Origin of the sequence: Pantoea sp. WMus005 (assembly GCF_013415305.1) — a bacterium.
In the GTDB taxonomy this organism is placed as follows: domain Bacteria; phylum Pseudomonadota; class Gammaproteobacteria; order Enterobacterales; family Enterobacteriaceae; genus Pantoea; species Pantoea rara.
Genome location: NZ_JACBXU010000002.1, coordinates 199,003 through 214,445, shown reverse-complemented (window position 1 = coordinate 214,445; position 15,443 = coordinate 199,003). Strand labels below are relative to the sequence as shown.

Sequence of the window (15,443 nt, the reverse complement as noted above, 5' to 3'; positions counted from 1 at the left end):
GCCACCGCGTTTACTGAAAGGCACGCAGCAGCGTCTCCAGCGGCCTGACCAGTGCTATCACTGTTTCATCCTGCACTTCTGCGGCAGCATCCAGTGTCGCATGCATCTCCGCCACTTCGCTGGCACCAAACGCCTGGTTGCGGACGTAAGCATTGACCAGTGCGATGCCCATGGCGCTCAGCACCTCGATCTGCTGCACGCTGTGTGCCAGCGGCTTCAGCATCGCGCTTCCGTTGATGACTGGCATTACCGCAGTCGTGTTGGCCTGCCAGCGCTGCAGCGGTGCACGAACCGCGGAGGCGGCAGCCGCATTATTACGGTCAGCGATCAATACCGCGACCTGCTGCTCCAGCAGGCGCACCGCCTCACTCTCTGCCGGCAGCACATCGGCCAGCCGGTTTAACGGCTCATTATAGTTATAATGGCCCGCCTGAAACTTCAGGTGCTGGCGCGTGTAGTACTGCGCCGGTTCCAGCACCTCGGCTAATACCCGCAGCGGGGCGATATCATGTCCGCTGGCCAGCCGCATCATCTGCTGCTCCGTCTGGGCATGCTGCAGCGTTCCCACTGACACAGTGCTCCAGCGATCCATCGCCGACAGGCGCGAATACATCGACTCCATGTTCGTGGCATTTTCTGCCGACCATAACCGCTCGGCCACCACAAAGACGCGCGGCCACAATTTGGTATCGATAATCTGGCTGTTGATGTTTTCCGCCCACAGCGCCGCCTCGCCACCCAGCAGATTTTGCTGCACCTGTTCTGGCGTGGGCAGCACGGGCGCGATCCCCACAGGCGGCTGCATCAGGCGCTGACCGCTGGTGGGATAACGCACGTTGCCCACCAGCACATACCCTTTCAGGGACTGTTGCTGCAGCGTCACCACCGGCTGGAACGGCCCCATCCAGCTATCCACGCTGAACTGCACCTGCTGCGTTGAGAGCCAGTTGATCTGACTGACCATCCGTCGGGCTTTGCCGTCAAAATCGATAAAACCGCGCCAGCCCGGCTCGCCCTGAATGAGCGTAAAGCTGCCTTTCACCGGACTGCCTTTCAGCCGCGGCATCGTAAATGACCAGCTCTGCGCCTGATCGCCGGGCCGCAGACGATCCTGGCCGTTAAGCCCGCGCGGCGTGACTTCGTTGCGATAGTGATAGCTGGCAGGCTGGGGCTGATCGAGGTAGAAACCCGTGGAGAGGATGCCGCGCATGTTCTCTTTTGCCAGCGCACTCAGCGCATCCTGCCCCTGCCACGACTGGATCAGAATGCTGCGTGGCAGAGTGGGATGCGCAATCTCGTCCCAGCCCATCATCTGACGCTGATGGGCTTCGAGGATCTTCTCCACCCGCTGATTGAAATACGCCTGAAGCGCATGCGCATCTTTCAGACCGTGTTCGCGCATAAACTGCTGAATGGTGGGCGAGTCGTTCCACTGTGTGGGATCGACTTCATCACCGCCGATGTGAAGCCACGGATCGGGGAAGATCGCCGCCATCTCACCCACCAGCGTATCGATCACCTGATAAACCTGCTCATTGCTGGGATCGAGCAGCGGCTTAAAGACGCCCCAGCCGCGCTCTATCTGCCAGGGCCCAGGTGCGCTAATCAATTCCGGCATTGCGACTGCCAGCGCGGAAGCATGTCCCGGTATATCCAGCTCGGGCACCACCCGCACCCCGCGATCGGTGGCATATTTCACGATCTCACGCATCTGCTGCTGGCTGTAGTAGTTGCCATCGCTGGCTTTCTGCTGCAGCTGGGGATAGTGGCTGGAGGCGAAGCGCCAGCCCTGATCGTCGGTGAGATGCCAGTGAAAAACGTTCATCCGTGCGGCGGCAATGCCGTCAATCTGACGTTTTAGCGTCTCCACCGGCATGAAGTGACGCGCCGTGTCGATCAGCACGCCGCGCCACGGAAAGCGCGGATGATCGTGGATGGTGACGTAAGGAATCGTCGTGCCCTGCTCGCCGTTCTGGATCAGCTGCAGCAGGGTTTCCATGCCGCGCATCGCGCCAAAACGGCTGTGCGCGGTTAACAGTACGCCGTCGCCATTGACCTGCAACTGATAGCGCTCATCGCTGTCGGGCAGCGGCAGCGGGTCCACCGCCTCTGCAATCACGATGCGGATAGTCGGCGCGACCACCGGCTGGGTTGCGGGCAACAGCGGCCAGCCGGTCTGGTTGCTGATGCGCTCTAGCCAGCGCGCTTCGGCACCTGCCAGATGATCACCTGAAATTTGCAGCGTCAGCGGCGGCGTCAGGGTGAGCGCGCCGCCACTGGCGGGCTGCTCCACCTGTTGCGGCCAGGGCATCAGCGGCAGCGGGCTGGCCTGGGCGAGCGGGCCGAGGACCGAAAGCAGAAGCAGAGAACGGGGTAACCACATTGGCGGGCATCCTTGTAACGTCAACGTTTTGACAGGGCAGAATCTTGATTAAAGTTGCTGCACGCCGATCTGCCAGTTAATCCCGCAGGAAACCGGAAGCAGAACCCGTTTTTTTACATCCGTCGGAATTTTCTATCGGGTTGAGCCTTCCTTGTTTCAGGTCAAATCAGAGCACATTAATTCTCAGCAATCACTACATGTAGGGATTAGAATCCTCACAACCCCTATATGTAGTTCATGGAGAAAGAGATGGCGACGGTGGTAATCAAGCGTGATGGATGGCGGACAGGCTTTGATGCGCAGCGTATTGAACAGGCCGTGGTGGCGGCAGCACAGGCAGCAGAGGTCGACGACGGGGCCTGGTGCGCCCAGGTTGCTGAACGCGTTGCATTGCGACTGGCCGATCGTCCGGAGGTGGATATCCGGGAGATTCAGTGCGCGGTGGAAGAGACGCTGATGGCGGGTCCTTATCCGCAGCTGGCGCGCGCCTATATTGAATACCGCCACGATCGCGATGTCGCCCGCGATCGTCAGAGCCAGTTACATCACGCCATTCGCGGTCTGGTCGATCAGACCAACGCGGCGCTGCTGAATGAGAATGCCAACAAAGACAGCAAAGTGATCCCGACGCAGCGCGACCTATTAGCCGGGATCGTGGCGAAGCACTACGCACAGCAGCAGATCCTGCCGCGCGATGTGGTGCTGGCGCACGAACGCGGCGAGATCCACTATCACGATCTCGACTACTCCCCCTTCTTCCCGATGTTCAACTGCATGCTGATCGATCTGAAAGGCATGCTGACCAACGGCTTCAAAATGGGCAATGCTGAGATCGAGCCGCCTAAATCGATCGCCACCGCCACCGCCGTCACGGCGCAGATCATTGCGCAGGTCGCCAGCCACATTTACGGCGGCACCACCATTAACCGCATTGATGAAGTGCTGGCCCCGTTTGTTGAGCAGAGCTATGCCCGGCATCTGGCGATCGCTGAGCAGTGGCAGATCCCGCAGGCAAAGCAGTATGCACGCCAGCGTACGGAAAAAGAGTGCTACGACGCTTTTCAGTCGCTGGAGTATGAGGTGAACACCCTCCACACCGCCAACGGCCAGACGCCATTTGTCACCTTTGGTTTTGGTCTGGGGACGGACTGGGCGGCGCGGCTGATTCAGCAGTCGATTCTGCGCAACCGGCTGGCGGGGCTGGGCAAAAATCGCAAAACAGCGGTGTTCCCTAAGCTGGTGTTCAGCATTCGTGAAGGTGTTAACCGCCGGGCAGGCGACGTTAACTACGACATCAAGCAACTGGCTCTGGAGTGTGCCAGCAAGCGGATGTATCCCGACATCCTTAACTACGATCAGGTGGTGAAAGTCACCGGCTCGTTTAAAACCCCGATGGGCTGCCGCAGCTTCCTGGACGTTTATGAAGAGAACGGCGAGCAGATTCATGAGGGCCGCAACAATATCGGCGTGATCAGCCTGAATCTGCCGCGTATCGCGCTGGAAGCAGGCGGTGATGAAGCGCGTTTCTGGACGCTGCTCGATGCGCGCCTGCTGCTGGCTAAGCGGGCGCTCATGACGCGGGTCGCGCGGCTGGAGAAAACCAAAGCACGTGTCGCACCCATCCTCTACATGGAAGGTGCCTGTGGCGTCCGGCTGAATGCAGATGATGAAATCGGTTCTATTTTCCGCAATGGCCGCGCGTCGCTGTCGCTAGGCTACATCGGCCTGCACGAAACCCTGAATGCCCTCAGCGGCGGTCATCAGCATCCTTACGATGACGCGGCACTGCGCGCCAAAGGTGTGGAAATTATCGCCTATATGCGTGATGCCACTGAGCGCTGGAAAGAAGAAACCCGTTACGGCTTCAGCCTTTACAGTACGCCGAGTGAAAATCTGTGTGACCGCTTCTGCCGTCTTGATGCGGCGCAGTTTGGCCTGGTGCCGGGCGTCACCGACAAGGGGTATTACACCAACAGCTTCCATCTCGACGTTGAGAAGAAGGTCAATCCTTACGACAAAATTGACTTTGAAGCACCCTATCCGCCGCTGGCGAATGGCGGCTTCATCTGTTACGGCGAATACCCGAATGTGCAGCACAATCTCAAAGCGCTGGAGGATGTCTGGGATTACAGCTATGACCGCGTGCCCTATTACGGCACTAACACACCGATTGATGAATGCTACGAGTGCGGCTTCAACGGCGAGTTCACCTGTACCAGCCGGGGCTTTACCTGCCCGAATTGCGGCAACCACGATCCGGCGCGCGTCTCTGTCACCCGACGGGTCTGTGGCTATCTGGGCAGTCCGGATGCGCGGCCTTTTAACGCCGGTAAGCAGCAGGAAGTGCAGCGCCGTGTTAAACATCTGGCAGAAGGACCGCTGGGATGATGCATATCCATCGCTACTACGATGTGGATATCATTAATGGCCCTGGCACCCGCTGCACGCTCTTTGTCGCCGGTTGCGAACATCAGTGTCGCGGTTGCTACAACCAGAGCACCTGGCGGCTTGACTCCGGCATGCCCTTTACGCTTGAGATGGAGGAGCAACTGCTGGCGGATTTGCAGGATACGCGCATTCCGCGCCAGGGATTATCGCTGAGCGGCGGCGATCCGTTGCATCCGCATAACGTGCCGCACATCCGCCGTCTGGTAAAACGGGTGCGGCAGGCGTGTCCCGAAAAAGATATCTGGCTCTGGACCGGTTACCGGATGCAGGAGCTGAATGCGGCGCAGCGCGCGGTGCTGGCCTATCTCGACGTACTGATCGATGGTCGCTTTGTTGAAGAGGAAAAGGATGCCACGCTGCAATGGCGCGGCAGCCGGAATCAGATTATCTGGCAGTTACGCTGAGTGACGCGGGATGTCGCCCGACGCAATGATATTGACGCTCTCACCTCCCTGAGTGAAAGCCTGCTGGTGCAGACAGCGTGCCACGTCGCGCGCGTGCACTGCCCGCCAGTTGCCCGGCAGCAGCGCGAAAAGCGGTCCCGCCAGGCTTTCACCGCCGCGTTTCTGTGCACGATCCCCCAGCAGCAGTGAAGGCCGCACCAGCGTCAGGCGCGGCCAGCCCTGATGGCGTAGCGCATTCTCCATTTCGCCTTTGACGCGATTATATAAAAACGGTGAGTGGCGACTGGCCCCGTGCGCACTGACCACCAGCATCTGCTTCGCCCCCAGACGTAATCCGCATAGTCCACTGTCCACCACCAGGGTGTAATCGACGTGGATAAAGGCCTGTTTGCTGCCCGCCTGCTTACGCGTGGTGCCGAGGCAGCAGAACACCGTATCCAGCGCACTCTCCAGCGGCCCCAGCACATCGGTGAGATCGGCTTCAACCGGATTCACCACTTTGTGCATCACAGGCAATGCCCGGCGGGTGGGTGCGATGATCTCATCGACTCGCTCGTCCTCAATCAGTAAGCGCAGCAGATGCGACCCGATTAAGCCGGTGGCACCGGTCAGTAATACGCGGTTCATCTCAGATTCGTCCTTATTTCACTGCTTATAGGTTAAAAGATAGCTGATCTTAGCGGGCTGGCTTGCGTTCTCACTCTTAGCGACCAGGCTTATAGCGTCATCCGGATAGCGCGCCTTGCGCTCCACTCGTTTTAAGGAGGAAAAAAATGAGCAAGAAAGTGGCGGTTTTGATTACCGATGAATTTGAAGACTCAGAATTTACCTCACCTGCGGAAGTTTACAAACGCGCTGGTTTTGAGGTGGTTACCATCGAGAAACAAGCCGGTAATGTCGTTAAAGGCAAGAAAGGCGAAGCGGAAGTGACCATCGATCGTAGTATTGATGATGTCAGCCCTGCAGAATTTGACGCCCTGCTGCTGCCAGGCGGTCATTCACCTGATGCCCTGCGCGGTGACGACCGTTTCGTCGCCTTTACTAAAGAGTTTGTTGCCAGCGGCAAGCCGATTTTTGCCATTTGCCACGGGCCACAGTTGCTGATCAGCGCGAATGGCGTTCGCGGTCGCAAGATGACCACCGTGAAGGCCGTTGCCATTGACCTGATCAATGCCGGTGCTGACTTCCATGATAAGGAAGTGGTGGTAGACGGCGATAAGCTGGTCACCAGCCGCACGCCGGACGATTTACCGGCCTTTAATCGTGAATCCCTGCGGATCCTCGAAGCGCTGTAAACCGCTACGCCCTTTTCTGCTGAAAAGGGCGTTTCTATTTCTCCCGCTGCCAGGCAATTTTCTTGCCGAATCCCAGCGCATTATCCGTCATCTTCACTTCATCCAGCACAATCTCCCACAGCGGTGCCGACACTTTGCGTGAGACCGGAAAACGTTTCTGGTAAGCGGCTCTGGCGATCTGCTCTGTTGACTCTTCCAGCCGTTTGACATGGCCACGATACTGCACGCCTTTAATCAGCAGCACGCTTCTGGGCTGGCCATTGACGGTGCCCGCCACCTGGGGATTCTGCACCATCAACTCGCCGTGGCGGGTATCGGGTTCGGTCATAATCCAGAAGACCATGCGCGTCTCATCAAACACGTAGTAGCAGTTAGCACACCAAAGATGATCGTCGGCGGTACAGCAGAGTGAAAGCACGTGCTGCTTTCTGAGGTAGCGAACCAGATGGGCGTGATCGGACAAGATAAACTCCTGGCGATGCACCGGAGCGTGAAGCGCGCTACACTGCCCGGCACCTTTTTTTGGAAAATGATAGCGATGAGTCAGCAGTGGCAACTCTACCTCGTCCGGACGGCGAAAGGGAGCCTGTACACCGGCATCACCACGGATGTGGAGCGTCGGGTCGCTCAGCACCAGAGCGGACGTGGCGCACGTGCGCTACGCGGCAAAGGTCCGCTGGACCTGGTGTTTCACTGTGCAGCGGGCGATCGTGCCAGCGCCTCCAGGCTGGAGTATCAGGTTAAGCAGCTAAGCCGCCAACAGAAATTACTGCTGGTGGCGGCTCAGCCGATCAGTCTGGAGAGCTGGCTGAGTATTACGGCTGGCGATTAAAGGGTTCGGCGTAGTCGATCTGCCCTTCCGCGCCATCATAAGCATTATCCGCCAGACGGTAGACCTGGAATGTTGCCTCAGTTCCCGGCCAGCGACTGCGCAGACCGTAGCGTGCCGCCGGTTCAAAACCAAAACGGTTGAACAGCGCCGGATCGCCCAGCACGACGACTGCGCTGTAGCCAAATTCATTGAGCGTATCCAGCCCCTCATAAATCAGCTTGCTGGCCAGACCCTGGCCGCGCAGCGTCTCATCGACCGCCAGCGGTGCCAGAGCCACCCAGCCGCGATCTTCACCCTGAACGCTGACGGGACTGAATGCGGCGTAACCCAGCACCTGCCCTTCCTCATCAGTGGCGACCACGCCTAGCGTCAGCAAGCCATCTTCGCGCAGCGCCTGAGTCAGTTCCGCCTCTGCTGAAGTACTGAAGCAGCGTCTGAGCAGTACGTCGATGCCCGCAGCATCAACACCAATTTCGCTACGGATCAACATGCGGCACCTGCGCGCGCCTGTGTGGCCTTCGCGTCCTGTTTCATGCCGGCATCAACAAATGCCGCCATTTGTTCAATTGCCGTGCGTAACGCGGTGGGCATAGCCTCGGGTTCAATAGCATCCATTACGTTCTTCACCTCAAGTCCCAGTTCAGTGTCACCTTCAATCACCAGCCGGCGTTGAAAGAACAGCATGTCGGGATCTGCTTTACGTGCTGCCACCAGCAACAGATCATTGGCATTGCCCCGAAACCAGACATCCGCTTCGGACTGTTGCAATACCGCCAGTCGGCCGTCCTGCAGCGTGGTGATCCATTGCAGATTGAGATCGGCAATTTCAATACCCAGCAGGCGACCATCCAGAAAGTCTAACTCACCTTCAGCCAAAGCATGGCGAAATTGCCAGTTTAAGAGTTGTTGCAGAAGCAACTTTTTGACCGGGAATGGGGTGAACGCAGCGGGTAACCCTAAGATTTTAGGACCGTTTTTCACACAATGGGCATGTATCCGCTCTAACACTTTCATCACTCCCTTCAGAAAATTTTACGTATATTGCCATATCCGTTTCGGCGCGCCTCCTCTGAGATCAATAAAAATCACTGCTGGCAGAGGGAAAAAAGTGCCGCCAGGACGGATGAACTGGAATTTTTCTGCCCCAAATCAACACTCTTGCCGGACCAGATGCCTAGACTCGACGCCCATCGCATGTTGAGAGGAACACCTATGGAACTGCTCTGCCCGGCAGGAAACTTACCCGCAGTGCGCACCGCCGTAGAGAATGGCGCGGATGCGGTCTATGTGGGGCTGAAAGATGACACCAATGCCCGTCACTTCGCGGGCCTGAACTTCACCGATAAAAAGCTGGCTGAAGCGGCGCGCTATCTGCATCAGCATCGCCGCAAACTGCATGTGGCGATCAATACATTTGCCCATCCGGATGGCATGGGACGCTGGCAGCGGGCGATTGATGTGGCGGCGCAAAACGGCGCCGACGCGCTGATCCTGGCCGATATTGCCACGCTGGAGTATGCCGCGCAGAATTATCCCCAGGTTGAACGTCATCTTTCTGTCCAGGCTTCGGCGACCAATCTGGAGGCGATTCGATTTTACCATCGCCATTTCAATCTGCAGCGGGTGGTGCTGCCGCGCGTGCTATCGATCCATCAGGTTAAACAGCTGGCGCGCAGCACGCCGGTGCCGCTGGAGGTGTTCGCCTTTGGCAGCCTGTGCATTATGGCGGAAGGCCGTTGCTACCTCTCTTCCTGGCTGACCGGAGAATCGCCGAATAGCGCGGGTGCCTGCTCCCCGGCGAAGTTTGTGCGCTGGCAGCAGACGCCGCTGGGCATGGAGTCGCGTCTTAATGAAGTGCTGATTGATCGCTACGCGCCCGATGAAAGCGCGGGTTATCCGACGCTATGCAAAGGACGATATGAAGTTAACAGCAAGCGCTATCACGTGCTGGAAGAGCCCACCAGCCTCAACACTCTGGAGCTGCTGCCGGAGCTACTGCGGGCAGGCATCGCCTCGGTGAAAATCGAAGGCCGTCAGCGCAGTCCTGCCTACGTCGCTGATGTGGCGCGCGTCTGGCGTCAGGCGATCGATCGCTGCAAAGCCCAGCCGGAACAGTTTGACGTCGCGCCGCAGTGGATGCAGACGCTGGGCAATCTCTCTGAAGGCACGCAAACCACGCTGGGTGCTTATCACCGTGAATGGCAATAAGGAGTCATGATGCAATATGCCCTTGGGCCGGTGCTCTGGTACTGGCCGACCAATACGCTGGAGGATTTCTACCAGCAGGCTGCCCGCAGTAGCGCAGATATTATCTATCTCGGTGAAGCGGTGTGCAGTAAACGGCGCGCCACGCCCTATGCCCGCTGGATGGATCTGGCTCGGGAAATGGCAGCCAGCGGCAAACAGGTGGTGCTGAGCACGCTGGCGCTGCTGCAGTCACCCTCTGAGCTGAAAGAGCTGCAGCGTTACGTTGAGAACGGTGAGTTCCTGATTGAAGCTAATGATATCGGCACGGTCAATATGGCCGCGGAGCGCCATCTGCCCTTTGTCGCCGGCCCGACACTCAATGTTTATAACGCCGATACGCTGCAGTTGCTGGTCAAAGAGGGGATGACACGCTGGTGTATGCCGGTGGAGATGTCACGTGACTGGCTGCTGCAGCTGCTTCAGCAGTGTGAGACGCGGGGTATCCGTCAGCTGTTTGAGGTGGAGGTGCTGGGCTATGGTCATCTGCCGCTGGCGCTCTCGGCACGCTGCTTCACCGCCCGCTCGGAAAACCGCGCGAAAGATGACTGCGAAACCTGCTGCATCAACTACCCCACAGGCCGTCGCGTTAATTCCCAGGAGGGACAGCAGGTGTTCGTCCTCAATGGCATTCAGACCATGAGCGGCTACTGTTATAACCTGGGTAACGATCTGGCGGGCATGCGCGATCAGGTCGATTGCGTCAGGCTCTCTCCGCAGGACGTTACGACGCTTGCTGAGATCGACCGTTTCCGTGCCAATGAAAACGGCCAGGCACCGATAATGGTCGCGAAAGGCAGCGATTGTAACGGTTACTGGCGCAAACTGGCGGGTATGACGCTGGTATCCTGAGTAAAAGCACATACCGGCTATATTCCTGCCCAGGTTAGCAGTTTTAATAGGTGGAATGATGCGTAATACTTAATGGTGCAGGCCTTCATTTAATGCCTGCGTCATACAACGGGAGTAGTCATGTCTGATAAAAAACCTCTTCGCCTGTCCGTGCTCGATCTCGCGCCGATTCCACAGGGTGCGACCGCGCGGGACGCGTTTCACAATTCACTTGCGCTGGCGCGTCAGGCTGAAAAACTGGGTTTCGAACGCTACTGGCTGGCTGAACATCACAACATGACAGGGATTGCCAGCGCCGCGACGTCGGTGCTGATTGGCTATCTGGCGGCGAATACCGAGACTCTGAAGCTGGGCTCTGGCGGCATTATGTTACCTAACCATGCGCCACTGGTGATCGGTGAGCAGTTCGGCACGCTGGCTTCTCTCTATCCCGGCCGTATCGACCTCGGCTTAGGCCGTGCGCCAGGTTCAGACCAACGCACCATGATGGCGCTGCGCCGTCATCAGGCCAACATGCACATCGACACGTTTCCTGAGGATGTGGCTGAACTGATTAACTGGTTCGATGCGGAAGCAGATGCGCCGTTGCCTGTGCAGCCGGTCCCCGGTCTGGGCCTGAAGATTCCGGTCTGGCTGCTCGGCTCCAGCCTTTATAGCGCACAGCTGTCAGCAAAAATGGGCCTGCCGTTTGCGTTTGCCTCCCATTTTGCACCTGACCAGCTGTTCCAGGCATTGCACGTTTACCGCGAGAACTTCCAGCCATCGGCGCGTCTCGACAAGCCTTATGCCATGGTCTGTATTAACGTGGTCGCTGCTGACAATGAGCGTGATGCGCGCTTCCTGTTTACCTCGCAGCAGCAGCAGTTTATTAACCTGCGCCGCGGCAAACCGGGTCCGTTACCGGCTCCGGTTGAAAACATGGATAACCTCTGGTCGCCGTCAGAGCAGTATGGCGTTCAGCAGGCACTCAGCATGTCGCTGGTCGGCGATACCGACAAGGTGCGTCATGGACTGGCCTCACTGATGCGTGAAACCCAGGCAGATGAGATTATGGTCAATGGCCAGATTTTTGACCGCGACGCGCGCCTGCGCTCTTTTGCGATTGCGATGGAAGCAGCGAATACCCTGTAATCAGTTTTGCGGTGAGCGGATAATATCCGGGCTCACCGCCAGCTGACGACTATCCCTGGCCGGAGATTGCCCATACAGGCGGCGATACTCCCGGCTGAATTGCGATGCACTCTGATATCCCACCCGATAACCTGCCGTCCCGGCATCGAGCTTTTCCACCATCATAAGACGTCTCGCCTCATTCAGCCGCAGTTGTTTCTGGTATTGCATTGGCGTCATGGCGGTAACGGCTTTGAAGTGATGATGCAGCGAAGAGATACTCATGCCGACACTGCTGGCGAGCTGATCGATCTTCAGCGGCTGATGAAAATTCTCTCGCAGCCAGCGGGCAGCCTGCGCCACCCGATTGCCCGGTCGCTCAGAAAGCGCCATGTTCAGGATGCGTGAACCTTCCGGCCCGGTCAGCAGCCGGTAGAAAATCTCCTGCTCAATAAGGGGCGCCAGGGCCTCAATATCTTCCGGGTGCTCAAGCAGACGCACCAGCCGAAGGACCGCATCCATCAGCAAAGGTGAAACCTTATGCACGGTGACGCCGCGTTCATTAGGCGCTATCGCCAGCGGTAGCGCCGGAGGAAACTGTTCCAGGTAGCGCCTTAGCCGGGGTTCATTGATGGCAATACCCACTCCCAGATTTGGCTTTTCCTGCGTGGCGGCGGTAACGCAGGCGCGCACCGGCATATCCAGCGTCACCAGCAGCAAGTCACCCGGCCCATAGTGCAGCACCTCATCACCAATATGCAGCGCCTTACCGCCCTGGGCCACCAGCGCAAAGCTGGCCCATTGAGCAAAGTGCATCGGCTCCGTCGGAGATGAAACCCGGCCAAAAAACAGACAATCTATGGCACTGGCATGCCGGCCATCCTCCGGAGCATGACGGGCAATTAACTCTGCCAGCGCCTGCCACTTGTCACTCTCTTTCACTCTGCTCTCTCCCTCCTGCTCTCTGTGCTGATATTACCTGACGCCAGGCGGAATGCCTGTCCTGTTACGGCACTTTTGCAGGATTGTGCAAAAAGCTTGCAGGATTGCGCTACCCGCTTTTCAGCACCAGCGCGCATAGTCTTTCGACGCAATCATTACGGCGGAGAATGACATAATGAAAGCACTGCAGAACAAAATCGCACTGGTGACAGGCGCGTCGAAAGGTATAGGTGCGGCGATTGCTATCGCCTTTGCCGCAGCGGGCGCGCGCGTCGTGGTCAATTATCGTCAAGATGAAGTGGGGGCTGCTGATGTAGTCAGCGATATCGTCACCCTGGGCAGTGAAGCCGTGGCAGTACAGGCCGATATCTCTCGCCTGCGGGATGTGGAGCGGCTGTTCGCCACCACTGCAGACTGCTTCGGCGCACCGGACATTGTGGTGAACAATGCGGGCAGTTTTCATCACGGCGAGTTTGAGGCGCTGACCCCGGAGGAGATGCAGCAGCAGATTAACGTTAACCTGCTCGGCACGTTAATGGTCTGTCAGCAGGCGATTCGTCACTTCCCCGCGCATGGCGGCAGCATTATTAATCTCAGCGCCCTGAACAGTAAAAACAGTACGCCAGGTTCCGTACTCTGGGCCGCCACCAAAGGCGCGGTGGATACGCTGACCCAGGGGCTGGCGCGCGAGTTGGGTGCCAGAAATATCCGTGTTAACGCCCTGGCTCCAGGAATGATCCTGACCGAGGGACTGCTGGCTGCAAAGAGGATGAGCCCGCAGCTCAAAGCGCAACTGCTGGCGGCTACGCCGCTGGGGCGATTTGGTCTGCCGGAGGATGTGGCGCAGGTGGCGCTGTTTCTGGCATCTGAGGAGTCTGCCTATGTCAGCGGCGAGCGCGTGATGATCAGCGGCGGTGCCTGACACGCATAAAAAAAAGGGAAGCCAGTGGCTTCCCTTTTCGTTACGACGTTAAGTCGTTATGCATCACGACGACGTGGAGCGGCGGTAGCGCCCTCTTCACGACGTGGACCACGGCTACCTTCACGGTTAAAGGTACGACCGCCGCCTTCACGACCACCTTCACGGCGTTCAGAAGAGAAGCGACGACCACCTTCACGGTTGGCTGCACCTGGACCACCAGCGCCTGGACCGCTGCGACGCTCAGCGCCAGCACCGGCTGGACGGCGATCACCACGGCCTTCATTTGGCAGCGCATCACCCAGTAACTGCATATTCATCGGTTTGTTCAGAATACGTGTACGGGTAAAATGCTGCAGGATGTCGCCTGGCATGCCTTTCGGCAGTTCGATAGTTGAATGCGTACCGAACAGCTTGATGTTACCGATGTAACGGCTGCTGATGTCGCCTTCGTTAGCGATAGCGCCAACGATATGACGAACTTCAACACCATCATCACGGCCTACTTCGATGCGGTACAGCTGCATTTCGCCAACGTCACGACGTTCGCGACGTGGACGATCGCCATCACGGCTTTCACGATTTTCACGCGGAGCACGAGAATCGCCACGCGCTTCACGGCTGTCACGACGGCCATCACGCTCGTCACGATCGCGGTATTCGCGACGTGCAGGACGTGGTGCTTCCGGTGGCAGAATCAGAGGACGTTCGCCCTGTGCCATCTTCAGCAGTGCGGCTGCCAGTGATTCCAGATCCATTTCGTCTTCTGGCTGCATTTTAGCCAGCAGAGCACGGTACTGATCCAGATCGCTGCTTTCCAGCTGCTGCTGGACTTTAGCAGCAAACTTAGCCAGACGACGCTCACCCAGCAGTTCTGCGTTAGGCAGTTCGACTTCAGGAATAGTCAGCTTCATCGTACGTTCGATGTTGCGCAGCAGACGACGCTCACGGTTCTCAACGAACAGCAGCGCACGGCCAGCACGGCCAGCACGACCGGTACGGCCGATACGGTGAACGTAAGATTCTGCATCCATCGGGATGTCGTAGTTCACAACCAGGCTGATACGCTCAACGTCCAGGCCACGGGCCGCAACGTCGGTTGCAATCAGGATGTCGAGACGACCATCTTTCAGGCGCTCCAGCGTCTGCTCGCGCAGTGCCTGGTTCATGTCACCGTTCAGCGCTGCGCTGTTGTAGCCACTACGCTCCAGCGCTTCAGCCACTTCCAGCGTTGCGTTTTTAGTACGCACGAAGATGATGGCAGCATCAAAGTCTTCAGATTCCAGGAAGCGAACCAGAGCGTCTGTTTTACGACCATAAGCAGTCCAGTAGCTCTGGCTGATATCAGGACGTGTAGTCATGCTTGACTGGATACGCACTTCCTGCGGATCTTTCATGAAGCGTTTGGTGATACGACGAATTGCTTCCGGCATGGTTGCAGAGAACAGCGCAGTCTGATGACCGGCTGGAATCTGTGCCATGATGGTTTCAACGTCTTCGATGAAGCCCATACGCAGCATTTCATCAGCTTCATCCAGCACCAGGCCGCGCAGGTTAGACAGTTCTAACGTGCCGCGTTTCAGGTGGTCAAGCAGACGACCAGGCGTACCTACAACAACCTGAGGTCCCTGACGCAGTGCACGTAGCTGCACGTCATAACGCTGGCCGCCGTAGAGGGCAACCACGTTCAGGCCACGCATGTGTTTAGCGAATTCGGTAATTGCTTCAGCAACCTGTACCGCCAGTTCGCGGGTAGGTGCCAGCACCAGGATTTGAGGTGCTTTAACAGTTGGGTCAATGTTGTTTAACAGCGGCAGAGAGAAAGCCGCAGTTTTACCACTCCCGGTCTGCGCCATGCCTAACACGTCACGGCCCGCCAGCAGGTGAGGAATACACTCAGCCTGGATTGGGGATGGCTTTACGTAGCCCATGCCATTCAGTGATTCAAGGATGTCGGCGTTCAGGCCAAGGTCAGCAAAAGTGGTTTGGATATCAGTCATGTAGTACACGTGCC

The 15,443-nt window shown here is 57.8% G+C and carries 15 protein-coding genes; 8 read left to right on the top strand and 7 right to left on the bottom strand.

Annotation, left to right across the window (positions count from 1 at the left end; genetic code table 11):
• Window positions 1–10: 10 nt before the first annotated feature.
• Window positions 11–2,383, bottom strand: coding sequence for a beta-N-acetylhexosaminidase (locus tag HZZ01_RS11380; protein ID WP_179897410.1), 2,373 nt, complete (start codon window positions 2,381–2,383; stop codon window positions 11–13).
• 249 nt (window positions 2,384–2,632) lie between these two features.
• Here HZZ01_RS11380 and nrdD point away from each other — a divergent pair, with 249 nt between their 5' ends.
• Both nrdD and nrdG read left to right on the top strand, forming a co-directional pair.
• Window positions 2,633–4,771 (top strand): anaerobic ribonucleoside-triphosphate reductase, encoded by a 2,139-nt coding sequence (nrdD, locus tag HZZ01_RS11375; protein ID WP_179897407.1) that lies wholly within the window; start codon window positions 2,633–2,635, stop codon window positions 4,769–4,771.
• On the top strand, window positions 4,768–5,235 hold the full coding sequence (gene nrdG / locus HZZ01_RS11370; RefSeq protein WP_179897405.1) for an anaerobic ribonucleoside-triphosphate reductase-activating protein: 468 nt from the start codon (window positions 4,768–4,770) through the stop codon (window positions 5,233–5,235). The genes nrdD and nrdG overlap by 4 nt, the downstream gene beginning before the upstream one ends.
• On the opposite strand, the gene HZZ01_RS11365 is transcribed toward nrdG, so the two are convergent.
• Entirely contained in the window at window positions 5,227–5,862 is a 636-nt protein-coding gene (locus HZZ01_RS11365) for an NAD-dependent epimerase/dehydratase family protein (protein WP_179897403.1), read from the bottom strand. The genes nrdG and HZZ01_RS11365 overlap by 9 nt on opposite strands.
• A gap of 146 nt (window positions 5,863–6,008) precedes the next feature.
• Between HZZ01_RS11365 and HZZ01_RS11360 the strand changes: the two genes are divergently transcribed.
• Window positions 6,009–6,530 (top strand): type 1 glutamine amidotransferase domain-containing protein, encoded by a 522-nt coding sequence (locus HZZ01_RS11360; protein WP_179897402.1) that lies wholly within the window; start codon window positions 6,009–6,011, stop codon window positions 6,528–6,530.
• A 34-nt stretch (window positions 6,531–6,564) separates the two neighbouring features.
• On the opposite strand, the gene HZZ01_RS11355 is transcribed toward HZZ01_RS11360, so the two are convergent.
• Window positions 6,565–6,993: a YhbP family protein gene (locus HZZ01_RS11355; protein WP_179897400.1), complete on the bottom strand. Its 429-nt coding sequence runs from the start codon at window positions 6,991–6,993 to the stop codon at window positions 6,565–6,567.
• Between the two features lie 75 nt (window positions 6,994–7,068).
• Between HZZ01_RS11355 and HZZ01_RS11350 the strand changes: the two genes are divergently transcribed.
• A complete protein-coding gene (locus tag HZZ01_RS11350) occupies window positions 7,069–7,362 on the top strand; it encodes a GIY-YIG nuclease family protein (RefSeq protein WP_179897398.1) in 294 nt (97 codons plus the stop codon).
• On the opposite strand, the gene HZZ01_RS11345 is transcribed toward HZZ01_RS11350, so the two are convergent.
• Window positions 7,346–7,852 (bottom strand): GNAT family N-acetyltransferase, encoded by a 507-nt coding sequence (locus HZZ01_RS11345; protein ID WP_179897396.1) that lies wholly within the window; start codon window positions 7,850–7,852, stop codon window positions 7,346–7,348. The genes HZZ01_RS11350 and HZZ01_RS11345 overlap by 17 nt on opposite strands.
• Window positions 7,846–8,370: an SCP2 domain-containing protein gene (locus HZZ01_RS11340; protein ID WP_179897836.1), complete on the bottom strand. Its 525-nt coding sequence runs from the start codon at window positions 8,368–8,370 to the stop codon at window positions 7,846–7,848. Before HZZ01_RS11340 ends, HZZ01_RS11345 begins: the two co-directional genes overlap by 7 nt.
• Before the next feature lie 204 nt (window positions 8,371–8,574).
• Here HZZ01_RS11340 and HZZ01_RS11335 point away from each other — a divergent pair, with 204 nt between their 5' ends.
• From HZZ01_RS11335 to HZZ01_RS11325, 3 genes are all read left to right on the top strand, one after another.
• Window positions 8,575–9,570: a peptidase U32 family protein gene (locus HZZ01_RS11335; protein ID WP_179897394.1), complete on the top strand. Its 996-nt coding sequence runs from the start codon at window positions 8,575–8,577 to the stop codon at window positions 9,568–9,570.
• 9 nt (window positions 9,571–9,579) lie between these two features.
• The gene (locus tag HZZ01_RS11330; protein WP_179897834.1) at window positions 9,580–10,458 is read left to right on the top strand and encodes a U32 family peptidase; all 879 of its coding nucleotides are present in this window, start codon (window positions 9,580–9,582) and stop codon (window positions 10,456–10,458) included.
• A gap of 120 nt (window positions 10,459–10,578) precedes the next feature.
• Window positions 10,579–11,589 carry a luciferase-like monooxygenase gene (locus HZZ01_RS11325; protein ID WP_179897392.1) on the top strand — a complete coding sequence of 337 codons (1,011 nt, stop codon included), beginning with the start codon at window positions 10,579–10,581 and terminating at the stop codon, window positions 11,587–11,589.
• Here the strand turns inward: HZZ01_RS11325 and HZZ01_RS11320 are convergent, their stop codons facing one another.
• On the bottom strand, window positions 11,590–12,510 hold the full coding sequence (locus HZZ01_RS11320; protein ID WP_179897390.1) for an AraC family transcriptional regulator: 921 nt from the start codon (window positions 12,508–12,510) through the stop codon (window positions 11,590–11,592).
• Between the two features lie 175 nt (window positions 12,511–12,685).
• Between HZZ01_RS11320 and HZZ01_RS11315 the strand changes: the two genes are divergently transcribed.
• Window positions 12,686–13,432 (top strand): SDR family NAD(P)-dependent oxidoreductase, encoded by a 747-nt coding sequence (locus tag HZZ01_RS11315; RefSeq protein ID WP_179897388.1) that lies wholly within the window; start codon window positions 12,686–12,688, stop codon window positions 13,430–13,432.
• A gap of 56 nt (window positions 13,433–13,488) precedes the next feature.
• On the opposite strand, the gene HZZ01_RS11310 is transcribed toward HZZ01_RS11315, so the two are convergent.
• Complete coding sequence (locus HZZ01_RS11310) at window positions 13,489–15,429, bottom strand: DEAD/DEAH family ATP-dependent RNA helicase (RefSeq protein ID WP_179897386.1); 1,941 nt, start codon at window positions 15,427–15,429, stop codon at window positions 13,489–13,491.
• Window positions 15,430–15,443 lie beyond the last annotated feature (14 nt).